The 23,550-nt window shown below is 65.8% G+C and carries 16 protein-coding genes; 4 read left to right on the forward strand and 12 right to left on the reverse strand.

Annotated features, from left to right (window positions below; all coding sequences use genetic code 11):
• Nucleotides 1-57: 57 nt before the first annotated feature.
• From OTER_RS22790 to OTER_RS22805, 4 genes are all read right to left on the reverse strand, one after another.
• A complete protein-coding gene (locus OTER_RS22790) occupies nt 58-1,416 on the reverse strand; it encodes a Gfo/Idh/MocA family protein (protein ID WP_012377302.1) in 1,359 nt (452 codons plus the stop codon).
• A gap of 377 nt (nt 1,417-1,793) precedes the next feature.
• On the reverse strand, nt 1,794-2,375 hold the full coding sequence (locus OTER_RS22795) for an outer membrane beta-barrel protein (RefSeq protein WP_012377303.1): 582 nt from the start codon (nt 2,373-2,375) through the stop codon (nt 1,794-1,796).
• A 240-nt stretch (nt 2,376-2,615) separates the two neighbouring features.
• Nucleotides 2,616-4,070 (reverse strand): phytoene desaturase family protein, encoded by a 1,455-nt coding sequence (locus tag OTER_RS22800; RefSeq protein ID WP_044891972.1) that lies wholly within the window; start codon nt 4,068-4,070, stop codon nt 2,616-2,618.
• 220 nt (nt 4,071-4,290) lie between these two features.
• Nucleotides 4,291-5,931, reverse strand: coding sequence for a glycoside hydrolase family 172 protein (locus tag OTER_RS22805; RefSeq protein WP_083767831.1), 1,641 nt, complete (start codon nt 5,929-5,931; stop codon nt 4,291-4,293).
• A gap of 225 nt (nt 5,932-6,156) precedes the next feature.
• Here OTER_RS22805 and OTER_RS22810 point away from each other — a divergent pair, with 225 nt between their 5' ends.
• Together OTER_RS22810 and OTER_RS22815 are read left to right on the forward strand one after the other, a co-directional pair.
• Nucleotides 6,157-7,695: an NAD-dependent epimerase/dehydratase family protein gene (locus OTER_RS22810; protein ID WP_012377306.1), complete on the forward strand. Its 1,539-nt coding sequence runs from the start codon at nt 6,157-6,159 to the stop codon at nt 7,693-7,695.
• A 125-nt stretch (nt 7,696-7,820) separates the two neighbouring features.
• Complete coding sequence (locus OTER_RS22815) at nt 7,821-8,855, forward strand: AraC family transcriptional regulator (protein ID WP_012377307.1); 1,035 nt, start codon at nt 7,821-7,823, stop codon at nt 8,853-8,855.
• A gap of 81 nt (nt 8,856-8,936) precedes the next feature.
• On the opposite strand, the gene OTER_RS22820 is transcribed toward OTER_RS22815, so the two are convergent.
• Complete coding sequence (locus OTER_RS22820; protein ID WP_083767832.1) at nt 8,937-10,217, reverse strand: vanadium-dependent haloperoxidase; 1,281 nt, start codon at nt 10,215-10,217, stop codon at nt 8,937-8,939.
• Between the two features lie 319 nt (nt 10,218-10,536).
• Between OTER_RS22820 and OTER_RS22825 the strand changes: the two genes are divergently transcribed.
• A complete protein-coding gene (locus OTER_RS22825) occupies nt 10,537-11,934 on the forward strand; it encodes an MFS transporter (protein WP_012377309.1) in 1,398 nt (465 codons plus the stop codon).
• Nucleotides 11,935-12,139: 205 nt separating this feature from the next.
• Here OTER_RS22825 and OTER_RS22830 read toward each other — a convergent pair whose 3' ends face one another.
• Nucleotides 12,140-12,907 (reverse strand): ThuA domain-containing protein, encoded by a 768-nt coding sequence (locus OTER_RS22830; protein ID WP_012377311.1) that lies wholly within the window; start codon nt 12,905-12,907, stop codon nt 12,140-12,142.
• A 188-nt stretch (nt 12,908-13,095) separates the two neighbouring features.
• Complete coding sequence (gene rapA / locus OTER_RS22835) at nt 13,096-16,044, reverse strand: RNA polymerase-associated protein RapA (protein ID WP_012377312.1); 2,949 nt, start codon at nt 16,042-16,044, stop codon at nt 13,096-13,098.
• A gap of 173 nt (nt 16,045-16,217) precedes the next feature.
• Here rapA and OTER_RS22840 point away from each other — a divergent pair, with 173 nt between their 5' ends.
• Nucleotides 16,218-16,757: an SET domain-containing protein gene (locus OTER_RS22840; RefSeq protein ID WP_052300471.1), complete on the forward strand. Its 540-nt coding sequence runs from the start codon at nt 16,218-16,220 to the stop codon at nt 16,755-16,757.
• Nucleotides 16,758-16,828: 71 nt separating this feature from the next.
• Here OTER_RS22840 and OTER_RS22845 read toward each other — a convergent pair whose 3' ends face one another.
• The 5 genes from OTER_RS22845 to OTER_RS22865 all read right to left on the reverse strand — a co-directional run bounded on the left by OTER_RS22845 (nt 16,829) and on the right by OTER_RS22865 (nt 23,505).
• Nucleotides 16,829-18,031 (reverse strand): PspC domain-containing protein, encoded by a 1,203-nt coding sequence (locus tag OTER_RS22845; RefSeq protein ID WP_012377314.1) that lies wholly within the window; start codon nt 18,029-18,031, stop codon nt 16,829-16,831.
• An 11-nt stretch (nt 18,032-18,042) separates the two neighbouring features.
• Nucleotides 18,043-18,369 (reverse strand): PadR family transcriptional regulator, encoded by a 327-nt coding sequence (locus OTER_RS22850; protein ID WP_012377315.1) that lies wholly within the window; start codon nt 18,367-18,369, stop codon nt 18,043-18,045.
• A gap of 189 nt (nt 18,370-18,558) precedes the next feature.
• Entirely contained in the window at nt 18,559-20,307 is a 1,749-nt protein-coding gene (locus OTER_RS22855) for a DUF885 domain-containing protein (RefSeq protein ID WP_012377316.1), read from the reverse strand.
• A 206-nt stretch (nt 20,308-20,513) separates the two neighbouring features.
• Nucleotides 20,514-22,784, reverse strand: a complete 2,271-nt coding sequence (locus OTER_RS22860) for a DUF362 domain-containing protein (protein WP_148218223.1) — start codon at nt 22,782-22,784, stop codon at nt 20,514-20,516.
• Between the two features lie 265 nt (nt 22,785-23,049).
• Nucleotides 23,050-23,505 carry a response regulator gene (locus tag OTER_RS22865; protein ID WP_012377318.1) on the reverse strand — a complete coding sequence of 152 codons (456 nt, stop codon included), beginning with the start codon at nt 23,503-23,505 and terminating at the stop codon, nt 23,050-23,052.
• Between the last annotated feature and the right edge of the window lie 45 nt (nt 23,506-23,550).

Raw genomic sequence — 23,550 nt, forward strand, 5'->3', positions numbered from 1 at the left:
CAACTCTCAACCGGATCGGTCTCTCCGCTCTAGCCTCTCAGCTCTCCGCTCTGGACTCTAGACTATTTCCTCCTTCACCGGATCCCATTTCACCTTGGCCTCGCGGCGGTAGGACTCGACGGACATCACGAGCGCGACCGCTTCCTCGAAGGCGCGATCGACGTGGCAGCGCGGCAGTTCCCGCGAGCGCACGCAGTCAAAGAAGTTCTGCATGTGCGAGGTGACCTTCAGCTCGCCGGGACGGAACACATAGTCCGGCGCGACCGCCGTGGGCGGCGCCTGAATGCCGAGGGCCTCGGCCGCCTTCCGCGTCTCCGCGGCCAGCCGGCGGCCCTGCATCACGCGCTGCTCCGCCTCGGGCTTCCAGTCCGCGATGTAGGTGCGGCAGAATTCCGACGAGCACTCCATCGTCATGTCGCGACCGAGGAATTGGATCAGCTCGCCTACGTGCTTGTTGTGGAAACTGCAGTTGAAGGTCACCGCCAGCTCCTGCTTCGGATAATCGAAAAGCACGTGCCACATGTCCGGCACCTCGCGATCTTCCTTCCAGAAATATTTGCCACCCTGCGTCACCGCGCTCTCCGGGATACCCATGCCGCGCACCATGTTGATCGCATCCCAAATGTGCGTCAGCAGATCGCCGGCAATGCCGGTACCAAAATCCCAATACCGCCGCCACGTGAAGAAACGTTCCGCATCGAATGGCTGGTCCGGATGCGGCGAGTTCGCGACGAACCGTTTCCAGTCGATCGTTTCGGGCGAGGCGTCCTTCGGCATCTCTTGAATGCCGTAGTCGGTGTAGAATTTCCACTCCGGGTGCTCGTTGGTGCGGTCGATGTAACCGCGGACGAGCGGGACCTTGCCCAGCGCGCCGGATTTGTAGATCTCGAGCGCCTTGTGCATCTGCGGGATGCTGTTCATGTGGTGGCCGAGCTGCATCACCACCTTGTTCCGCTTCACCGCCTCGCGCATCTGCTTCGCCTCGGGCAGCGTCTTGCACCAGCCTTTCTCGACATAGATGTCCTTCTTGGCGTTTGCCGCCGCGACCGTGATCGGCGCATGCCAGAAATCCGGCACGGCGATGATCACCGCGTCGATCGACGGATCCGCCACGACCTTCTCCCACTCCTTCACGATCCGGACGTCCTTGTTCAGGCACAGCTCCTTCGCCCGCGCGATGTTGCCCGCGTAGAGATCGCAGATCACGGAGATCTCGGTGCCGGGCACGTTCTGCGCCGCCTGCAGCAGCCGGTGCCCTTGCGTGCCCACGCCGATGCAGGCGACGCGAATGGCGTTGTTGCGACCGGTCTGTTCGACCGCCGCCGGGGCGCGGTTCGTCGCCAGCATCAGACCGGCGCCCGCGAGCGCGCTGTTTTTGATAAAAGTCCGCCGATCGATCGAGTCCAAGGGTTTCATAGGGGAATTGGAAAACTTCGGGGTTGCTGTGACGCCAGCGCACCGCCGCATCCCGGTCAACGGACGAATCCGGCATCACGATCACACGGCTTGAGCAACTGGTCGGCGGATTGACGTTTCACCCGCCGGAACGTTGCGCGCGAGACGAAAAGAGCACGGAGGCCGTGCCCCCGTGCTCGTTCGATTCATCGGCACCGCAATGCTGCGGCCGGAAGTGACGCTAGCCGCGAACGCGGACTAGCTCGGAAATTTCATGAACAGGAGTGAAGCTCCGTCCGAAATTTCCGTCCGCCTGCGGCGGGGCGACCTTGTCGCGGCTAGCCCCGACAGAGTCGGCCCGGAGGCGGATATTTCATGAACTTCATGAAATATCCGGGCTAGAAGTTGAAGCCCACACCGAGCGACCAGTTCCACTGCCCGTCGTCGAACCGATCTTCGACGCTGCGCGAATGCTGGAACAGCCAGCCGTATTCGGCGGCGGCGACGATGAAGGTCCGCGGCATCACGTAGTATTTCACGCCGGCTTCGAGACCCGCGGCCCACGTGTCGCGCACCGAGTCACCGTAGATCCGCCCGAAGTTCGCGCCCACGAACGGCCGCCAGGGCCCGTTCGCCAGCACGTGCTGGTCGAGGGCCAGCTTGGTGGAACCATTCCACTGCGTGCCGCCGGTGCTCGGATTCGAATAGTTCACCGACTGCCGCACGACCAGCGCGAGCGTGTCCGTCAGGTAGGAGCCGTAGGAAAACGAAACGCCCCCGAACGAGTCGTCGAAGTCCTTGTTGGTGGCGCCGCTCCCGCCGATCGAGAATTCGCGATCGCCTTTGTGTCGGTCGAAGGAATCGGCCGCGGTCGGGGCGTCGGTGCGCAGCGGCGCCGGCTGATCTGTCGTCTGGGCAAACGCCGCGAACGGCAGCAGCGCGGCGGTGAGCCCAATCTGGGCCAAGGTAGCAAGTTTCATGATGAGTTTCTTGGTTGTTGGGTAAGAGGCTGGGCCCGCGCGCACCCTCGCCCAACCCGCAGTCGATGCAACGGATACGCGCGGCAAAAGGCTCCCAGCTCTGTCTGGGGTAATGCCGGTTGGCCCGGGGTCCGGGCTCCCGCCTAATTCGCCCTGGTGTCTTTTTCCCACACCGGCGCTTCCGCGCGTCGCGCCCTGCCTCCGCGCCAGATTGGATTCCGATCGGAACACCAATCTTACTCAGGCGCCGGTTTGGCCGAATACCCGGTTCAGCACGGTTTGCGCCGCGTGATAGCCGCACATGCCATGCACGCCTCCGCCCGGCGGCGTCGAACTCGAACAGAGAAACAAACGCGGATTGGGCGTCGCGTAGGGATTCCATTTCGGAAATGGCCGAAATAGAAATTGCGAGAGATCGTTCGCCCCTCCCGCCATGTCACCGCCGATCATGGTCGGATTGTGTGCCTCGAGCTGCCCGGGGCCGATGCGGTGTCGCGCGATGATCCGATCGCGGAATCCCGGCGCGAATCGCTCGATCGCCGTTTCGATCCGCTCGGTCATGTCGCCGTTGAATCCGTTCGGCACGTGACAGTAGGCCCAGCCGGTGTGGCCACCACCGGCCAGCACCCGCGTCCGGTCGAACAGCGACTGCTGCGCCACCAGCACGAACGGCTGTTCCGGCGGCTGGCCGCGAGTGGCCTGCCATTCGCTGCGCAGCACGTCTTCAAACGCGCCGCACACGTGCACCGTCATCGCCCGCGCGCACTCCGCGTTGCGCCACGGAATCGGTCCGTCCAATGCCCAGTCGACCTTGAAAATGCCCGGCCCGTGTCGAAACCGCCGCAGCCGGTCCGCGTAACGCCGCGGCAGAGCGCCCCCGCAGATCGCCGCGACTTGGTGCGGACTCAGGTCAAACAGCACCGCGCGCGATGGCGGCAGTTCGGCCAGGCTGGTCACGCGCGCCTCCGTCTGCACCTCGCCACCAAATTTTTCGAGCGCGCGGATCAGCGCCCGCGTGATCGCCTGCGATCCGCCTTCCGCGCACGGCCAGTCCACCACGTGCGCGGCCAGCGCCAGTACGAGGCCGAACGAAGCCGTCCCGGCGCGCTCGAGCGACATCACCGAGTGCGCCGCGCATCCGGCGAACAGCGCGCGTGCCGCCGGCCCGTCGAACCGGCTTCGCGCCAGCCCTTCGCACGAACGCAGCCCGAGCCAACCGAACCGCGCGAGTGACATCATCGCGCCCGGCGCGGGCCACCACACCGGATTGAGCAGTGCGTGCACGAACTCCTCGCGCGCGAACGGCGCCATCGTCCGCCGCCACTCTTTGCCGTCCACTCCGAGCCCCGCAGCCGTGTCGGCGATCGAGCGTCGCAGCACCGCCACTTCACCGTTCGGCAGGGGATGCACCAGCGGCAGATCGGAGCGCACCCAGCGGAGGCCATGCTCCTCGAGCCCGATCTCTCGAAACACCGGCGAAAGCACTCCCATCGGATGCACCGCCGAGCAGATGTCGTGAACAAAACCGGGGAGCGTGAGCTCCGCCGACCGACATCCGCCGCCCGGCACCGGCATCGCTTCGAGCACACGCACCGCCAGACCCGCGCGCGCCAATACGACCGCGGCCGTCAGGCCATTCGGCCCCGCGCCGACGACGACTGCATCGTAATCCGTTTTGCCCCCGGTCTCCACCATGCGGCAACCGTTTCCCCCGCGGAGAGAATTGCAACTGCGCGCCGCGCGGTTCGACGAAGGCACCATGCAGCAGGGAAGGCTCTCCGAAAACTCGTCTCGGCAGCCGACGACGCGTAGGGCCGGTGCTCGCCGCCGGCCGGGAACGCGTGGGTGTTCGGTCTTGTTTCGCGGCTGCCGGCTAGCGGCAGCCCTACAGCTTACATCGCGCGATTTCGGCGTCTCAGTCCGATCCCGCCGGTTGCGGCTCGCGCCCATACCAAAAGGCCGTGTTGATCCAGCGCGGGTGACCTTCGCCAATCAGTTTGTGGCCCATCTGCTCCTCCACGACGCGAATCGATTTCCGAAACTGGAACGCGTCATTCAGGTGAAACGAGTAAACCGTCGGATGCCCGGGTCGCAGCGTCACGAACCCCGACACCGCCTTCCGGTCGAAGCGACACCAGCCACTGTTGAAATATTCTTCGCTGCCCGTGCCGTGATACGACGGCGGCCAGCCGGCCTCGTCGGACCAGATCAGCCAATCGCCTTCGCCCCACCACGCGTAGCTCGGCCAGTCGATCGACAGCATCACACCGACATACTTTCCGGCGCCGCTGCGCTGGAGCACGGTTTTGACCGGCACCTGCTTGGGCCCGACGCGCGGCGTATCCGCCGTGTCCGCCAGACTGTGCGTCCACGTCGCATGAAACCGCCCCCAGTCCGGCGGCAGTTTTTCACGACGCTCGAGTTGCAGCCGCACCCGCGCGAGGCTCACCGCGACGTCGCCGGTGTTGACCAGCTTCACTCTCGCGCCGTGCGCGAAGGGCATCGGGAAACAGGCATACGCCTCCCTGTCCGTCGTGCCGAGAAGCAGCGAGTGAAACGTCGTCGAATACGGCACGAGGTCCCAGTTGTCCGGATGCAGCGGCCCGCTCGGTCCATTCACCGCCGCGGGTGATTGCAGCACCTGCCCGAGCCCGCCGTGCACGTGTCCGAAAAAATAACCCACCGGCACGTCGACGCTGGGCTCCGCCGCTCCGTCCCAGGTGAGTTGCAGCCGCACTGCCTCCAAGACCTGCGGCGTGGCCGGTTCGAGCTGCACGCGAAGCTGCCGGATCACCCCGGTGCCCGGCAGGTCGAACGACAACGTCTCGTGCGGCGCAAGCGCGGTGCTATGCTCGGCATCCCATTGGGCAGGCGGCAGCGGCGCGCTCGACTCGGCCAGCAACCAAGCTTCGCGCGTGGCCAGCGCCTCGCGCTTTTCCGCCTCGCTGAGCGGCCAGGTCAGGCTCTTCACCTTCACGCTTTCGGAATAGCGCGTGTAGGTGATCTGCCAGTAATTGCTCCACCGCGCGTCGTTCCAGTCCGGCTTGCCGTAGTCGGCGTTCACCAGCTGCACGAGGCAGTGTTGCGCAAAGGGAATCGGGAACAGCGTCCCGGGATAGCTTTTGAAGAACACCAGTGGATAGGGCAGCGGGCCATTCTGGTAATCGAAGAACTCGGTGATCGGCAGATCGATCGTCGGCGCCGACAGGCCGTCCAGGAAAATCTGAATGCGCGTGCCCTGCTGCTGCGGTCCGAGCACGCCGAGAAAGATCCGGTGAATGCAGCCCGGGCCGTCGACGTCCAGCAGGATGTTGCGGCCCGGTTCGGTCGCAGTCGGCGGCCGCAGATCCTTGAAATCGCCACCGTCGCCGTTCGCGCCCGTCCGGTCCCACGTGCTCGCCAACGCAGTGTGCGAGTTCTCGAGCTCGGCCAGGTGCTCGACCGAACGCATGCGCTGCAAAAACCAACTGACGTCGCGGATCTCTTCCGCGCCCAGCATAGCCGCAGACGTGAGCAACCACGCGATCAGCAGGGGAAACATTGGAACAAGTTTCATAACGTGAAGGCTCGAATTCTAGTACTGTGGGTCGCACGGGCGGGGGCGATGCGGTCCACCCGGAGCCGCGCATCCGGGCGTTTCCTGCGGGGGACGGCGCAAGGATCCGGCACGCATTGGCCTCGAGCGAGCTTCATCTTCCACCGTCGGAAAAATTCGCTCGCGCCCGAATTGGCGTGAAGGGGGCCGCGCGTTGACATCGCAACCCCGCCGCTACGCTGTGCGATGAAAATCCTGCTCACGGGAGGGACCGGAGTGATCGGCACCGGCGCGATCCCCGCCATGCTGAAGGCCGGCCACGAAATCCGCCTGCTGTCGCGTCACGCGGACCGCGACGTGTCTCGTTTTCCGGCAGGCGTGGAATCATTTACCGCCGATCTCGGCGAACCCGGCAGCCTGCCACAAGCGGTGCAGGGATGTGAGGCGATTGTCCACATCGCCGGCATCGTCGAAGAACGGCCGCCGGAAATCACGTTCGAAAAAATCAACGTTGGCGGCACGCGCGCGCTCTGCGCCGCTGGCGAAGCCGCAGGCCGCCCCTACTTCCTTCACGTTTCGTCATTGGGCGCAGATCGCGGCGAGTCCGAATACCATCGTTCCAAGCTGCGCGCTGAACAGATCGTGCAGCGTTACCACGGACCCTGGCTCATTCTCCGGCCCGGCGCCGTCTACGGGCCGGGCGATGAAACGATTTCGCTGCTGCTGAAATTCATTCGTCATCTGCCGGCGGTGCCGATCGTCGACGACGGCACCCAGCCGTTTCAGCCGCTCTGGTTCGAGGATTTTGGCGCCGTCCTGGCGGAAGCAGTCACCCGCCGTGAACTCGCCGGGCAGATCCTCGAAGTGGCCGGCCCAGATATCACCTCCACCGTCGACGTGCTGGATCGACTCGCTCGCATCACCGATCGCAATCCGCCCCGGCTGCCGGTGCCCACGTGGCTCGCGCAGGTCGGCGCGAGTTCAGCCGAATCCGCCGGCGGGTTCGGGGAAAAACTTTTGCGGCAGCTCGGGCTGTCGGCACCGATCAATAGCGCCAAGCTTCAGATGCTCCTCGAAGGCAGCGTGCTCGGCAATCCGCAGAGCAATGCGCTGATCTCCGCGTTCACCGTCGCGCCCACGCCGCTTCAGGATGGACTGGAACAACTCGCCGATCAGCTGCCGGAGCGTCCTCCAGGCGAGGGCGTCGGCGCGGTCGAGCGCTCGGTCTATTTCGCCGAAATCGAACCGACCACGTTGTCGCCGGCCGAGCTGCTGTCGCTCGTGCTCGAACGGATCACCGAGGTCATGCCGCTCGAGTTTGCGGCCGAGCCGGGCGCTCCGACGCGCGCGGAGCTCGGCGTCACGATGACCGGCGCGATTCCGGGTCGCGGCCACTTTCAGGTGCGGCTCGACGAGCGCACCGAGACGCGCGCGACGTTCGTGACGATCGAAGGCCATCCGCTGGCCGGGGTGCTGACGTTCTCCACCGACGCGACACCACGCGGCGTGCGGTTCGCGATCGAGCTCGTCGCGCAATCCGCCAATGTCGCCGACTGGCTCGCGATGCGGACGTTCGGCCGGGCAATGCAAAGCAGCAACTGGCGTGCGGTGGTGCGACGGGTCATCGCGTTGAGCGGCGGCGAAGCACCGCAAGGCGTGCAAAAGCAGCACGAGACGCTGAGCGAAGAAGACGTGACCGCGTTGACCGGGCGCGTGCGCGAGCTCGTCGCCCGCCGTGAGCGCGAGGAGACCGAACAGGAGATCGGCTCCGCGCCGGACCACTGAGTCACGCGGCGGTGCCGCCGCCGTTTATGCCGCAGAACGCCGGATGAAAAACTGGCGCCGGGAGCGCGCGCGGCTACGTTGGACGACCCGGACGCCCCGCCGGCACACTCTTTCCCTCGTCCACGATGAGCTCAGACACGCTCTCCGATGTATTGCATGCGGTGCGGCTGACTGGCGCGGTGTTTTTCGATGTCGAGGCGCATGCGCCGTGGTCGGAAGCCTCCCCTGCCGGCAGTGTGATCGCGCCGCAGGCGTTGCCCTCCGTGCAGCACGTGATCGCCTTTCACGTCGTGACCGAAGGCCGTTGCTGGGTCGCGACCGCTGGACTCGCGCCCGTCGCGCTCGAGGCTGGTGACATCGTCGTGTTTCCGCAGGGCGACGCGCACACGCTCTACAGCGAAGCTGGACCGGCCCATCCAGTGCCGCTCGATACGTTCGCGCGCGCCCGCCGCAGCCAGCTACCGCTGCCGGTTCACATTGGGACACAGGGAATGGAACGGACCCACCTGGTGTGCGGCTATCTCGGCTGCGACGTACGGCCGTTCAACCCGCTGATCGCAACGCTGCCCAGGATCCTGCACGTGCGCGACCGCGCCGGTGCGACCCATGGCTGGCTCAGCCAGTTCATTTCCGTGGCACTCGCCGAATCGCGCGAAAAACGGCCCGGCGGCGAATCGGTGCTGTCGCGACTCAGCGAACTGATGTTCATTGAAGTCGTCCGCCGGCACGTGGAGGCGATGTCGCCGCAGCACACCGGTTGGCTCGCGGGACTCCGCGACGAATTCGTGGGCCGGGCACTGGCCGTGATGCACCGCGAACCCGCCCGCAACTGGTCGCTGGAGGAACTCGCACTCGCGGCTGGGCGCTCGCGTTCAGCTTTTGCGGAGCGGTTCGCGGAACTGGTCGGTCAACCGCCGATGCAATACCTCGCGCACTGGCGGATGCAGGTCGCCGCGGGTCTGCTCGCCCGCGGCGCCAAAGTCTCGAGCGTGGCGCTCGAGGTCGGCTACGATTCCGAGGCGGCGTTCAGTCGGGCCTTCAAGAAACTTGCCGGAACTTCGCCGGGTGCCTGGCGCCTGCGCGGTGGCGAAGCGTCCACCGCCGTTCGCAGCGACGCTCCAGCGTCAAACCATTCTCTGCCGCTGGCCGCCTCGGCCTGACCCGGCGTGCCCGAGTCGCCCTCGGGTCCCGCCCGATGCCGGAAATCTGTAACCGGTGTTACAGATTCCGGCGGGCTCCGATCAGTTCGTGGCTGCCGTGGCCGCCGCGGAGTGCGGCGTGCTCGCGGTGAGAGCAGGACGGTTCAGCGGCTGCAATGCGCGCTCGAACACCCACGTGCCGATCTCCGCGCCCTGCCGGTAGCCGGCCTCCACCGCACTGGCGAAATGGATTCCCGCCAGCACACGCGACGCGCCGTTCTCCCGCGCCGCCTGTGAGAAGGACCAGAACCGGCGCGTGATGCCGGGATACGGGCCGCCACTCGTCGTCGCGAAGCTCACAAAATCCGTGCCGAAGAATCGCGCCATCGTCGCCGCCACCGCTCCGCCGAGCACCGTATGCGTGGAGGGATAATCCGGCACCGGCGGCGTGAACAGCTGACTGAGCCACTCGGCGTGGCCGGCTTCGCGGATCGCGGTCGCGGGCCGCCAGTAATGGTAATGATACTTGGCTTCGAACCCGCCGATAAATCCGTCCGCCATCGCGAGGTTCACGAGCGCCAACAGCCGCGCCTGGTCCCAGAGATCGAGCTTCTGCTGCGCGCCGACATTCGCCGCGATCCGGTTCCAGCCGCACGTCGAGTTCTCATACCAAAAACAGGCGATCTCACTCTGCTCATGCGTACGGCGGTCACTCTTCTCGCCGCCGATCAGCCGCACTTCCTCGAGATCGGCCAGGGCCCGCGGGCTGCCCACCGCCGGAGGCGGGGCCGGTCGGAACTGCGCGGATGCCGTCAGCACGAACGGCTTCACCCGGCCCCAGCCGGCCGCGACTGCCGGCGTGAAATCCGGCGGCGTCGGCCGGTAGTCGCCGGGTTCATTGCGCGGCGCGTATTCGCCGACCTCCTGCGCGCCGTCCTGCTGCCGCGCCTGCAGCAGCCAGGCCGCCGCGGTTTGGCCCGCCGCGATGCCGCGCTGCTTGGCCTCGCCGTCGGACACCTGCTGCAGCGAGGACGTAAGTTCGTGATCAAAGAGTGCGCGCTGCTTGGGCAGCAACGCGCTCAGCGTGACATGCGCGGCGGTCGCGACCGCGGCTTCCGCCGAGCCGCCGCGCGCCTGCGGCTGTTCAGCGCCATAAGTGTGATAGCGGGGATGCGTCGCGTTCGCCGCGTCGTGCATCGCGGTGTGCACGATCGCGAGCACGCGTGATTCCGCCATCGGATCGAGCGGCAGCGCCACCTCGGTCGCGCCGCAGGCGACGCGGTTCCAGTGGAGCGCTTCATTGGCGTGGAGCTGGGCGGTGAGCGCCAGCAGGAGGGCGGCAGCCGTCGCGGCCAGCCGGTGTGTCATTCGGTTCGGTAACATGGATGGGATCGGATGTCTCGCGCCGGATTGATGGCCGGCGCTTCGTGTGTGGTGTGGTGGTGGATTGAGCCGCAGGTTGATCCGCGGTGTTGAAGCTGTCCGTTGAGCCTAGCGGGAATCGCCGCTGGGGTCCATGACTGCGCGTCCGGACTGCGTCGCCGTGCACCGCTCAAACCTGCTCCGGCGTCCGCGACCGTTGCTCGCGCGTCCGTGCGGCGCGCGCAGCCCGTGAATCGAATCTCGCTCGCGTCCGTCATATCCCCGGCCGGCGGGCGATCGCTCTTGTCGCACCCGCGCAATCCTCCTTACCTGACCCCACATGCAGCCCGCCCCCACCCCGGACCGGCTCCCGCTCCGCGAATACCTCGGCTACGCGCTGGGCGACACCGCCTCGAACCTGTTCTTCCAGACGTTCAACATCTTTCTGACGTATTACTATGTTGACGTGTGGGGGATCCCGGCCGCGGCGCTATTGCTGATGTTCCCGCTGGTCCGACTCTGGGACGCCGTGAACGATCCTATCATGGGGATCGTCGCCGATCGCACCCGGAGCCGCTGGGGCAAGTTCCGGCCTTACCTGCTTTGGGGCGCGGTGCCCTACGGCGTTTGCGGTTACCTGATGTTCGCCGGACCCGATCTGAGCGCCCAGGGCAAAATCGTCTACGCCTACGTCACCTACACGCTCATGCTGATGGCCTACACGGTCATCAACGTGCCCTACTCCTCGCTGCTCGGAGTGATCAGCCCGTCGTCGCGCACGCGCACCGTGGCCTCGAGCTTCCGTTTTGTGGGCGCATTCGGCGGCGGATTGTTGATCTCGATGTTCGTCCGGCCGCTGGTGAAGGAACTCGGCGGCGACAACGAGACCCTCGGCTTCCAGTACACGATGGCGATCTTCGGCGCGCTCTCGATCGCGATGTTCTGGATCACGTTCGCGACGACGAAGGAGCGCGTGACGCCGCCGCCGCAGCAGAAAACGAACGTGCTGGGCGAACTGCGCGAGCTGGTGCGCAACGGCCCGTGGCTGGCGCTGCTGCTGGCGACGATTTTCTCGACCACCTTCATCGCGCTCCGCTCCGGCAGCACGCTCTTCTATTTCAAATACTGCGTCGGCGACACCGGTGCGCCGGTGTGGCTCGGCCGCTTCGACGCGAGCACACTGTTCCTCGCGTCGGGCATGGCGAGCATGATGCTCGGCACGCTTTGTCTCGGCGTGTTCGCCCGGCGGATCGACAAGAAGCCGCTCGCGATCTGGCTGACCACCGGCACCGCGATCGCCTACGCGGCGTTCTATTTTCTGCCGACGGACAACTTCGCGCTGCTGCTCACGGTGAACGCACTCGGCACCTTCTGCATGGGTCCGACTTCCGCGCTGGTGTGGGCGATGTATGCCGACGTGGCGGATTACGGTGAATGGAAATTCTCCCGTCGCTCGACCGGGCTCATCTATTCGGCGTCACTCTTCGCGCTGAAAACCGGAATCATGGTGGGCGGGTTCGTGCTGCCGTGGTTTTTGGACTTTTACGGGTTCGTGCCGAACATCACGCAGACTCCGCGCGCGCTCGAAGGCATCCTGCTCGCGTTCTCGCTCGGGGCCGGAGCGTTCGCGGGGCTGAAGGCGCTCGCGCTCGTCATCTATCCGCTCAACCAGCGCGAGGTCGACCGGGTCGAGCGCGAGCTACGCGAGCGCCGCGGGGAGCCGGCGGTGGCTGTCTGATCGCACGGGGCTTTGGTCGACCGAGTGGCCCGGCGAGGGTCGCCCGGTTCAGGATGTAGCCGGGCTCGCTGAGCCCGGCCGGCCGAATGCATAAAGAAAAGACCACCGAGGTCAGCGACCTCGGCTACAATGTTTCGGACTGCGCCGTAAACGAAAGAGCCCGCCGGGATGGCGGGCTCGACTTCCAGCAAAAATGGGCCGCGTGCTACTCGGCGTGAAATTCGTTGCCCGTCGCCGCCCAATAAATGCCGCCGTAGATGTGGTGGATGAAATTCGCGTCGAGGTAGGTCGCCGGCAGATGGCCCATCGCCGTGTAGAACGCCCGGCCACCGTCGTAGTTCTGATACCAGGAGGTCGGATGGAAGTCGCCCATGCCCTTGCCCTGCTTCGTGCCCCAGTTGGCCGCGGGCTTGTAGGTCTTCTCGTCGACCGAGAGCAGATACTTCAGCGCCTGCGACTGCGGCGGGCCGAACTCATACCACTCTTCCGTGAACAGAAACCGCTTCGCAAACCGATCCATGCCGGGGAAGTTGTAGTCCTCCACCTTCATCGTCGCGGTCTGCACCACCGGATGGATGTGAAACATCCGTCCAACCATCTTCGTATACCACGGCCACTCGTATTCCGTGTCCGACGCGCTGTGGATGCCGACGAACCCGCCGCCGTTCTTGATGAACTTCTCGAACGCCGCCTGCTGCTGGTCGTTGAGCACGTCGCCGGTGGTGCAGAGGAAGATCACCACCTTGTATTTCGCGAGCTCCTTGTCGTTGAACACGCGGTTCGCGTCCTCGGTCCAGAAGACGTTAAAATCATGCAGCTTTCCGAGTGCCTGGATCGCGATCACGCCGGTGTTGATCGAGTCGTGATGCCAGCCGGCGGTTTTGGAAAAGAGCAGTGCACTGAACTGCTCGGCGCGCATCGCCGGGGCGGCGAGCAGCGCGAGGAACGAGAGGGACAGGAGTCGCAGTTTCATAAGGGGTTTCAACAGCGTGGCCAGACGCGCCGCCGGCGCAAGGGTTGCGCGTTTCGTGGCACGGCCTCCAGTCCGTGGACGGTGCTACGCGCCGCCAGCCTGAGCCGTGCGTTCGACAAGCTCAGGATCTCGGGTTGAGCGCAGGGAGAAGCCCATGCCCCCCACACGGGCAAGAGGCCCGTGCCACCTCACGCCGGGCCCTGGACGATCAACCGGATCGAGTCGAGCCGCAGTCGCGCCTGCTCGATCGCCGTCCGCGTGTGCTGGAGTTGCTGCCGCGTGAGCTCGATCTCCTCCGGGCGGACCTGGTCGTTGAGCCGGCGCAGATCCTCCAGCCGTTGCGCCTCCGCATCCAACGCTGCGGTGGCACGCGCGAGTGCCTCGGACTTGAGCTCGCCCGTGCGCGCCGCCGCGACCCCATTGGCCGCTGCCAGCATGCGCTGCAACAACGGCGCGTCGAATCCCGGCCGCTCGAGAAACCGATGGATGTCGGCGTCCTCGAACTCCCGCGCCACCGCACGCGCATCGCGCTCCGCCGTCAGGTCGGTGCCGCGCAGGTCGATCAGCACGCGCACCGGCGTCGGTGCGAGAAACTGATCCACGCGCCAGCGCGAGTCCGCCACCGTCTCGAGCACGAACACCGCCTCGAGCAGCAGGTTCGGCTGGTCCGAAACGATCGTGCCGAATGCCGCCGTTCCCGCCGGCGAGTCGATCAGCAGATCGAGCGCGTCCTGCATCAGCGGATGATCGGCCGAAAGGAAACGCAGGTCCTCGCGCGCGGTCGCCCGACTTCGGCTGAACGTCGCGAGCATGCCTTCGGCCGGAACGGACGGAAAACTCTCGAGATACGCGCGGCTCGGATCGAGGGCGAGGTCGCCCGCTTCGTGCTCCTTCACCTCCACGCCGAAATGCTCGAGTACCGCCAGCAGCACCTGCCGCACGCGCGGATCCGCATCGGCGGCCCGGACGCGCTCGATCACGCTCTCCGCTGTCGCGCGGTTAAACGATGCCAGCTCGAGCAGCCGGTCACGACCTTGTTTGAGCTTGCGCGCGAGTACTTCGCGGAACGCGCTCGTATCGGCCACGAGCCGGTCGAGTTCGGCGCGATCTATTTCGCCGCCACGATACTTCGCCGCGAGCGCCAGCAACCGCGCGCGAAACTCCTGCCGATACGCGTCGCCCCCATGCAGCGGCGCCTCGAACGCGTTCAGTCCGCGCTGATACCACTCGATGACGCACTCCGTCGCGCTCCCGGTCAGATACGGCACGTGGATACGGATCGTCTCGGTCTGGCCGATCCGATCCAGCCGGCCGATCCGCTGCTCGAGCAAGCCCGGATTCAGCGGCAAATCGAAGAGCACGAGATGGTGCGCAAACTGGAAATTGCGGCCTTCGCTGCCGATTTCCGAGCACAGGAGCAGTTGCGCGCCGTCCGGTTCGGCAAACCACGCCGCGTTGCGATCGCGCTGCACGAGCGAAAGTCCTTCGTGAAACAGCGCCGATTTAATCGCGGCGCGTTCCTGCACGGCCGCTTCGATCGCCGCCACCTTCCGCGGCGAGCGACAAATCAGCAGGACCTTCGTCGTGCGATGCCGTCTGAGGAAATCGACCAGCCACTTGATCCGCGGGTCGCCGCGAAACGCGTAACGAATCTCTCCTTCGGTGCCGCTTTCTTCCGCCTGCAGTTCCCGCGCCGCCCGCGCGAGCAGCGCGGCGCCGGAAACGATCGCGCCCGGTTCCTCGCCGAGCTCCAGCAGCAGGTCCTCGTCGCTTTCGTCAGTGGGTGCCGCTGACGCAGGCTCGCCCGCTGCCGCCGCGCCGAGGTCAACGCCTAGAGGCACCGGACAGAATTTGCGCTTGGGAAAACCGCTCATCGCGGCGCGCGTGTTGCGGAACATCACGCGCCCCGTGCCATGCTGGTCGAGCAGTGTCTTCAACAACGCCTCGCGTGCGCCGGGCTGGGCCTCCGCCAGCGCCGCGAGATGCTGCTCCAATCGCACCGGGTCTTTTTGGAAAATCGCCTTCAACGCCGCGTGATCCCGCGGCGTGAGCGGTTTCTGCGCCAGGATCTTCTCCGCCACGCCAGCCACCGTCGCGTAGCCTTCCGCCTCGGCGACGAAACGATCGAAATCGTTGTAGCGATCCGGATCGAGCAGCCGCAGCCGCGCGAAGTGTCCGGCCAGTCCGAGCTGCGTCGGCGTGGCGGTCAGCAGCAGCAGCCCGGGCGCTCGACGCGCGAGAGCTTCGACGATCGCATACTCCGGGCTCGCCGCGTCCGGCGCCCACGCCAGATGGTGCGCTTCGTCGACCACGACCACGTCCCAGCCAGCCGCGATCGCCTGCTCGCGTCGGCGCTCATCCGCCGCGAGAAAACGCACGCCAGCGAGCGCAAGCTGCGAGCTGAGAAATGGGTTCTCGCCTGGAGTGCTCTGCTCCTGCGCCGTGCAGCGCTCCTCGTCGTAGATGCTGAACCAGAGGTTGAACCGCCGCAGGAGTTCAACGAACCACTGGTGCGTCAGCGATTCCGGCACGAGGATCAACACCCGCCGCGCCTGGCCCACCGCCAGCAAGCGCTGCACGATCAGGCACGCCTCGATCGTTTTGCCCAGACCGACCTCGTCGGCGAGCAGCACGCGCGGAATCTGCCGCGCGGCGACTTCGTGCAGGATATAGAACTGATGTGGAATCAGCTCGATTCGCCCGCCGAGAAATCCGCGCACCTCCGACTGTCGAAACTGCGCCTGCGCCTCCAGCACCTGCGAACGCAACTCGAACACCTCGCCCGGATCCACCTGGCCGGCCATCAATCGTTCCGCCGGCGAGCTGACGCTCGTCACATCCGAAATGCCATCCTCCCGCAGCCGCCGGCCCGCGCCGAAATAGACCAGCAGACCGTCCTCCTCCTCGACGGTCTCGACCGTAAACGTGGTGCCCTCGCGACTGGTCACGCTGTCGCCCGCCCGAAACTGCACGCGTTTCAGCACCGAGGTACCGAGCGCGTACAACCGTTTTTCGCCCGTGGCGGGGAAATCGATGCCGAGCCGCCGCGCCGCGCGGTCCACGCTCGCGACGATGCCCAGCCCGAGCTCCGGCTCGCGCTCGCTCAAACATCGTTGGCCCAAAACTTCGAGAGGCATCACGGCCAATGAAATCCGGGTCCGGCCGCAAATCACGCGAATTGAAGCGAATTCTGCCGTTTGCGATCCGGCCGGTCTTCACTACGCGGTGTGGCCTGAAACACACCCGACCCAAGTCCTCCTCCGCCCGCCCGCCTCAACCAACCACCTCGCCTCACTCGCCGTGGATTCGCGTGGCCGGCTCGGTCATCCACGGCCGCGGCGTTTACGCGCGGGTCGCGATTCCTGCCGGCACGAGGGTCATCGAATACACGGGCGAACGCATCACGAAGGCGGAAGCACGACGCCGCGAAGTGCAGCGACTCGCCCGCGCGAGTGTCGGCAACGACGGCTGCGTCACGATTTTCGAGCTGAATCAACGCTACGACCTCGACGCCCGCGACACCGACAGTCCGGCCAAGTTGATCAATCATTCCTGTGCGCCGAACTGCCGCGCGGAAAACATCCGCGGCCACATCTGGATCGTCGCGCGCTGCGACATTCCCGCCGGCGAAGAGCTGACGTTCGACTATGGATTTCCCTTATCCGAATGGCGGCTGCATCCGTGTCGCTGCGGCGAGCCGTCTTGCCCCGGCTACATTGTGAACTCGGGCCAGCGCTGGCGACTGCGGCGGCTGCTGCGTGCCGAGAAGCGACGCGCGTCAAATAGCGGACGCGGCTCCGCGGTTCCTCAGGTGGAACCCGCCGTCCCGGCGGGTTCTCAGGAAACGTGATTCAGAGCATTACCTCGGCCGTCCGCTCCACGACGCCCGCCAAAAACGGCGGGCTCCACCACGCGGCCGTCTCAATGACTGTGCCACCAGTCCTTGATCGCGCGAATCATGTCGCCGAACACCTCCGGCAACGCCTGAAAGGCGTCGTTCACGACGGGGATGTGCCGGTACGCGAGCCACACCAGCACGCCGACGAAAGCCAGCCACACGACGCTGTCCCAAAACGACGCAAACACGCGCGGTCCGGCCGGCGCGCCGTAGCGGCTTTGATGGTAGAACATGTGACGCACCGCCTTCAGCGGCAACGTAACCATCCCGTAGGCGAAGAGAACCAGGATGATTCCCAGCCACGTTGGGACGCTCGCGGGCAGATCGACGCCGAAGATTCCCCGGCCAGTCAGCAGCGAGACCACGGCGAGCACACACACGAGCGCGAGTGCCGCGTGAAAGAGCGAAAAGAACGGCAGCGCGATGCCCCAGCCCGGCTCATACGCCGCGCGTTCCGCCCAGGCGCGCTGCCATTGATGACGCCAGTGCTGCGCGCCTTGCTGCATTTCCGCCTGCACCGAGTGTCCCCACGCGCGCATATCGCGCTTGAATTTCCGCTTCCACTCGCGACGCGCCCCCTCGTCCGGAAACGACTTCATGCCTTCGTAGTACCCCGCCTTCGCGCGGCGGACGAACTCCTGGGCCGTGAAACTCACCCCGCGCGCCGCGCTGCGCTCGGCGTCGGATTTCGCCGTGGGCACGACGACGACCAGCGCCGCATACACGAGTGCGGCCCCGCCGAACGTGATCACTGCGGCCACGATGAACGCCAGCCGGATGAACGTCGGATCGATGTTGAAATAGGCGCCGATGCCATTGCACACGCCGCTGATCATGGCGCCTTCCGGATAAAGCCGGTAAAGCCGCCGCGGTGCGCCCGCATCAGCCGCAGCCGCACTCTCTTCACTCGCCGCGGCCGAGCCGGTGGCGTCCGCACCGGTGCCGCCCGCGGTCGTCTCCGCGGCCTCATCGGCAAAATCGACGGGACCCATTTCCGCGATCGCGGCGTGCACCTGTTCCGTGGTCACGACGTTCTTGTGCGCCGAGAGCCGCAGCCGGAATTTTTCGGCAAACGCCTGCTCGATGTCGGAAAGAATCTCTTCGCGGTCCGGATTGCCGGCGAGTTTGCCCGCCGCCGCGTCGAGATAAGCGCGCAGCGTGTCGTAGCCGGCTTCCTCCAGCTGGAACGCGGTGCCGTTGAGATTGATCGTGATGACCTTGTTCATGGGGTGACGGATTAACGCGGGCCGAGGCTCTTCACGGTGCCGCTGATTTTCTGCCAGTACTCAGTAAGCTCGCGTAGCTGTTCCCGGCCCTTGGCGGTGAGCTCGTAATATTTCCGCGGCGGGCCGGCCTCCGATTCCTTCCATTCGTAGTCGAGCAGCCCCTCGCGGCGCATCTTGCTGAGCAGCGGATAGAGCGTGCCCTCCTGCGTCGCGAACTCGGTCTCGCTCAACTGCCGCAGAATGTCGGCGACGTAGACCTTCTCCGCCGCGATGATCTTCAGCAGGAGGAACTCGAGGAGTCCCTTGCGGATGGGGAGAAATTTGTCGTTCAGGCTCACAGCGGCGTTCAGTTCAAGCTACCTTTTTTTGACAAGGTAGCATGCGATCGACGGGTGGCAAGGAGAAATTTCCGGCGCGCGTGCGCAGCTCACGGCGCCGCACCGCAGCCGCAGTTTGCGTATCGGCGCGCGCGCCACTCTGCCCGCCGCGGACGGCGGGCTCCACCTCATGCGGATTTCCGTCGCGCCTCACCAGCCCAACTCGCGCCGGACGTATTTCACGCCGGGACTGCCCAGCGAGAGCACGCGATCGTGATAGCGCTTCAGATCGAATGCGGCGCCTTCCTTCCGCTCGGCCGCCGCGCGCAGGTCGTCGTGCTCGACCGCGCCGACGAAATACGTCGAGAGCTGCGTGGAACTCTGAGAGGCGCGCCGCCATTTGCCGACCGCCTCCCCTTCCTCCTGAAAACCGCGCTGCATCATCAACGCCAGCGCCTCCTTTTCGGTCATGCCGGCGGTATGAACTTTGTTGTCCAGAATCGCGTTGATGATCGCGCGCAGCCGCATCTTCAGCTGCTGCATCTTCACCTCTGGTCCGCCGAAACCGGCGTCGGCCATGACGCGTTCCGCGTAAACCGCCCAGCCTTCGATGAACGTGCCGCTCGCAAACACCGCGCGCACCAGCGTCGGCGCGCGAAACGCGTTCGAATGCGCGAGCTGCAGGTAGTGGCCGGGCATCGCTTCGTGCACCGCGAGGTCGTGCAGCATGTAATCGTTATACTCGCGGAAAAACGACCGCCGCCGCGCGTCCGTCCAGTCCGCGGGCGTGGGTGACACCGAGAAATACGTTTCGCCGTTCGGCTCGAGCGCGCCCGGCGAGTCGCAATACGCGATCGCCACGCCCCGCTGGAATTCCGGCAGCACGATCACCTTCAGCGGCGCGTCGGGCACGGTCACGAGGTTCTTTTCGCGCACGAACGCCGTCGCCGCATCGGTGATCTCCTTGGCGCGAGCCACGACGGTCTCGTCGTTCGCATGCTTCTCGGCTAGCCGGTCCAGCACGGCGCGAATCACCCGCGGCCGGTCCGCCAACTCGGCGGCCGATGCGGTGGCGTGATCCTTTTTGAACAGCGGCAGAGCGGTGGCGTAGAGCGCATCCGTGGTCGTCTCAAGTTCGCGCTCCGCACGACGGACAACCTCGTCCGGCGCCATATCGGAGCCGAGCGCGAACCGCAGCTTCTTCTGAAACCGTTCCGCGCCGAGCCGGAAATCGCCGTTCGCGTTCGGCAGGACTTCCGTCTCCAGCCACGCCTTGTAGTCGTTCAGCGCCGCGATCGCCTGTTCCTGCGCCGGCGCCAACTCGGCGCGCATCGCGGGTGCCTGCTCGAACAGCGGATCGAGTCCGAGACGGACGAGTTCGATGGCACCGGCCGTCTGCTGGATCGCCGTCTCGGTGTGCACGCGCGGGGGATTTTTCAACGTGGCTTTGATCTGCGCGATCACGCGCGGCATCGCTTCGAGCCGTTTCGCGGCGCTCTTCAACCGCTGCTCCGCCGGCGCAAACTCGCGCGCGGTGAGCAGGTAAATGCTCGTCGCCAAACTGTCGTTATAAGAGAGCGGATTCCAGAGATGCGGCTGCTCCTCCGTCAGCGTGAACAGCATTGATTCCAGCTCGAGCCGCAGGATCTCCGCATCAGTCCGGTTCGGCCCCGTGAGCGCGGCGGCATCGATCTGTTCGAGCGCGGCGAGTTGCTTTCGCAGCGAGGTTTCGCGCGCGGCGAGCGCGGCCGGACTGTAGTCGGTCAGCCGGTCGTCAAAGCGGTGATCGCCGAGCTGCGTCGCCGTTTCCGGTCGCGCTTGCAGGAGATCTTCGATGCATTCGCCCGCGAGTTTCTCGAAGGCCGTGTCGGCCGGGGTGGCGAACGCCGTCGCCGCGACGGCCAGTGTGGTCAGCGCGGTCAATTGACGGATCCGCTGAAAAGACGAGAGGGGGGTCATGCTGGGACGCTACGAGCAGTCCGCCCGCGCTCAACTGTGATCGCGCACCTGACCGGCAAGCGTGCGGTCCGGACCAGGTCGCGCGATGGGCTTCAACTCGGACCTGTCTTCGCATTTCCTGCTCCTCACGGAGCGGGCCACCATGATTGGCGTGGCCCGACGCGTGAGGGCAGGGCTTCGCCCTGCAGGAGGTTTTGAAGTCACGCCTAGTCGGCGTCGAAAACTTCGATGAGGACGACGCCCTCGGTCGCAGCGCGCCCGCGTGTCACCACGCTGTAGACCCCGGGCGCGAGCGTCGTCAGCAAGGTTGCGGAGCGACGGTCATTCGCGTCGAGCGCGCCCGCGCCGAGCGCCCCCGCGATCCGCGGAAGTTCGGCCGGATAAGGACCGTCAGCATTGTTGTCATTCGTCGCGACGATCCTGTTTTGCCGCCGCGCATCGTGCAGTTCGATCGTGGGATCGAACAGGACTTCGAACGCGTTGAGCCCGCGCGTGGCCAGCGTCGGCCCGACAGCACGAATCAACACCTGCTTCGGCCCGCCGGTCACGACGAACCCGCCGATGGTGACGTTGTCGCCCGTGCCGCACCGCGCGCGCGTCGAGAGGTTTGCCAGCCGGCCGGGCGCGCCCGCCGGATCTGCGTCATAGATTTCCACGAGCACGATGCCGGAGGATTCAGCTTGGCCGCGCACGACGATGCTGTAGACGCCGCGCGGCAACGTCAGCAACAGCGCCGACGACGTCGTGTCGTCGCTGCTCAACGCGGCGGCGCCGAGCTCGGCACCCGTGCTCACGATCGCCGCGGCGTTCGGGTTGGTGGTCCAGTCGTCGTTGCTCGCGACCACTTCACTGCGCGTCGCTTCATGCAGCTCGATCAACGGATCGGCCAGCAACGCGGCCCGCGCCATTCCCTGCGCCTCGAGGCTGGGCCCAACAGCGCGAATGAGCACCTGCTTCGCTGCGCCCGTGATGACAAACCCTCCGATGGTGACGTTGGCGTCCGTGCCACACTGCGCGCGCGTCGAGATGTTCGCCAGCCGGCCGGGCGCCGCCGATTGCGACACGCGGACAAGTTCGATGCCGGTGCCCGCAGCGGACAGGTTGCGCGAATAGCGTTTGGTCGCCGCGCTGTCCCAATGCTCATGAACGCCCAGGCTGGCCAGCGGCACACCGGTGCCGTTCGGATCATACCCGAGCCCCGCCGGCCAGTTGGCCGAGTCGGCCGCCTGGTGCAGGTAGTCGTCGACCCCGGTCATCTGAACAAACGTGCCGGCCAGCGGAACGCGGTCGGTCGTGAACTCGCTGCGCAGGAAATCGTAGCCGACCGATTCGATCGCCACCGGATCCAGCGACGCGAAGATCGAGGCCATGTAGGTGTTCGCGAACGGCGGCATCTGCCATCGCAACGGCACGCCGAGCTCGTGGTCTGCAGCCCACAACGCATCCATGAGAAACAGCAGGTTCTTCCGACCGAGCGAGGCATGGCCCATGATGTCTACTTGCACCCGGTAGAGCCCATAGCCCTCGCGGGTCGCGTTTGGCATCTCGGTCGGCGCGACCAGCCCGTTGTGCAGGTGCGACGCGTCGCCGCGGGTGTGTGAGCCGAAGTGGTTTTTCGCGAACATCGTCACGCCGGCGCGCTTGTGGCCTTTGAGCATCGTAATGTTGATGAGGTATTCCGCCTCGTCGAACACCGCATAGACCCGATCTTCGGTCACGGGGTTGTCGCCGGGATAGTTGTTCGCCCAGACGTTCGTCCGCAGAACCGAGCCACGATCGGAGTAATGGAGGGTGGCGGTGGCACTCGGCGCCGCGGTCTCACGGCCCAGCGCCGTATAGCCGCCGTTATCGAGATAGTGCACGTCCGGAAATTCGCCATGCCACACCGCGTAGAGATGCGGGTAGATGTGCTTCATCGGATCGCCGACGTAGATGTCGCGCTGGTCCACACCGACGACGTTCACCAACTGCCGCAGCATCGCCAGCACCGGGCCGACCGACGTTTCCGAGATGAACATCCGCGGCCGGAGCGTGACGGGATCGAAGTTGCCGTGATACGCGCTCGTGGCGTTGATCTTGATGACCACCTTCTCGCCGCGGACATAGCTCGCCGCGCCCTTGCCGCGTGTCGCATTGTGAAAGCGGAAGATCGCCGCCCAGGCGGCCGCATCCGTGGACTCGCCGGTGAGCGTCTGCAGCGCGCGCGAAACCATGCCGTCGACCACCGGCTGCTCGTTGTTCGCCCGCGCATACCACCCCGGGGCGGCATCGGCGACGCAGGCTTGGTTGACCGCGGCGGGTTCGTGCACCCAGACCACGCGTCCCCGGAAGATCCCCTTCGCGGCACCAATCGGCCGATTCACTTCGGCCGAAGCCGTCGCGAACCGAGGCAGCCCGGCATCATTCCCGCTCGCCCGTACGGCCGCAACGATCAGGCCCAGCGCGAGCGCGGCGGCTGTGCAGACAGACTGGTTCATGGTCGGGGTAAGCGCCAAGTCATGGCTGTAGAACACCGCCAAGAGCGACGTCACGTCGTCGCACGGAATTCCGCGAGGATCGCAGCAGCGAGAAACACCCCGCGTGGGCCGTTGGCCGCCCTGCAGGCCGGATCGGTGACTGGCTAGATCGGATGACGTAGGCCAACCGAAAAAGCCGCCTCAACGAGGTGGCCTCCCATTGCCGGCCGCCGACAAGCGTCAGCCCTGCCCCAAACAGCACCCGCGTCGTGAGGAGGGAGCCGCCCTAGAACTCGACGTGCTCGACGACCGATTCTGATTCGCTGTCCGTGTCGGTAGCACGCCGCGGCGTCATCGCGAAGAAGGTGTTTCCCGCATCCACCTCGCGGATAGCGTTGGGCACGTTCATCAGCGAGGTGTGCTTGCAGATGAAACCGAGCGCGCCGCACGCGATCGCCTGCTCGACACCGGTGTTGTCGTCCTCCGCCGAAATCATCAGCACGTGCGTCTCGAGCAGCATCTGCCTGATTTGGCGCGTCGCCTGCAGCCCGTCGAGCCGCGGCATGGTGATATCCATCACCACCACGTCCGGCCGGTGAATCAGCGCCTGCTCGACCGCCTCACGCCCGTCGCGGGCTTCGGCGACGACCTGGATGTCTTCCTCGAATTCCAGCAGAATACTCAAACCTTCACGGAGCGAATCGTGGTCGTCTGCTATTAACACTCTGATCGGGGCAGGCATGATGGATGCGACCCACAGACAGCAAAATTGGCCTTTGGTACGGCA

It is taken from the genome of Opitutus terrae PB90-1, from assembly GCF_000019965.1.
GTDB lineage: Bacteria > Verrucomicrobiota > Verrucomicrobiia > Opitutales > Opitutaceae > Opitutus > Opitutus terrae.

What these genes read in the sequence shown, in the direction of transcription:
- OTER_RS22810 (WP_012377306.1), top strand. Translation starts at nt 6,157, where the DNA reads ATGAAAATCCTGCTCACGGGAGGGACCGGAGTGATCGGCACCGGCGCG.
- OTER_RS22825 (WP_012377309.1), top strand. Translation starts at nt 10,537, where the DNA reads ATGCAGCCCGCCCCCACCCCGGACCGGCTCCCGCTCCGCGAATACCTC.
- OTER_RS22790 (WP_012377302.1), bottom strand. Translation starts at nt 1,416, where the DNA reads ATGAAACCCTTGGACTCGATCGATCGGCGGACTTTTATCAAAAACAGC.
- OTER_RS22800 (WP_044891972.1), bottom strand. Translation starts at nt 4,070, where the DNA reads ATGGTGGAGACCGGGGGCAAAACGGATTACGATGCAGTCGTCGTCGGC.
- OTER_RS22860 (WP_148218223.1), bottom strand. Translation starts at nt 22,784, where the DNA reads ATGAACCAGTCTGTCTGCACAGCCGCCGCGCTCGCGCTGGGCCTGATC.
- OTER_RS22830 (WP_012377311.1), bottom strand. Translation starts at nt 12,907, where the DNA reads ATGAAACTGCGACTCCTGTCCCTCTCGTTCCTCGCGCTGCTCGCCGCC.
- OTER_RS22820 (WP_083767832.1), bottom strand. Translation starts at nt 10,217, where the DNA reads ATGTTACCGAACCGAATGACACACCGGCTGGCCGCGACGGCTGCCGCC.
- OTER_RS22865 (WP_012377318.1), bottom strand. Translation starts at nt 23,505, where the DNA reads ATGCCTGCCCCGATCAGAGTGTTAATAGCAGACGACCACGATTCGCTC.
- OTER_RS22815 (WP_012377307.1), top strand. Translation starts at nt 7,821, where the DNA reads ATGAGCTCAGACACGCTCTCCGATGTATTGCATGCGGTGCGGCTGACT.
- OTER_RS22795 (WP_012377303.1), bottom strand. Translation starts at nt 2,375, where the DNA reads ATGAAACTTGCTACCTTGGCCCAGATTGGGCTCACCGCCGCGCTGCTG.
- OTER_RS22805 (WP_083767831.1), bottom strand. Translation starts at nt 5,931, where the DNA reads ATGAAACTTGTTCCAATGTTTCCCCTGCTGATCGCGTGGTTGCTCACG.
- rapA (WP_012377312.1), bottom strand. Translation starts at nt 16,044, where the DNA reads ATGCCTCTCGAAGTTTTGGGCCAACGATGTTTGAGCGAGCGCGAGCCG.
- OTER_RS22845 (WP_012377314.1), bottom strand. Translation starts at nt 18,031, where the DNA reads ATGAACAAGGTCATCACGATCAATCTCAACGGCACCGCGTTCCAGCTG.
- OTER_RS22855 (WP_012377316.1), bottom strand. Translation starts at nt 20,307, where the DNA reads ATGACCCCCCTCTCGTCTTTTCAGCGGATCCGTCAATTGACCGCGCTG.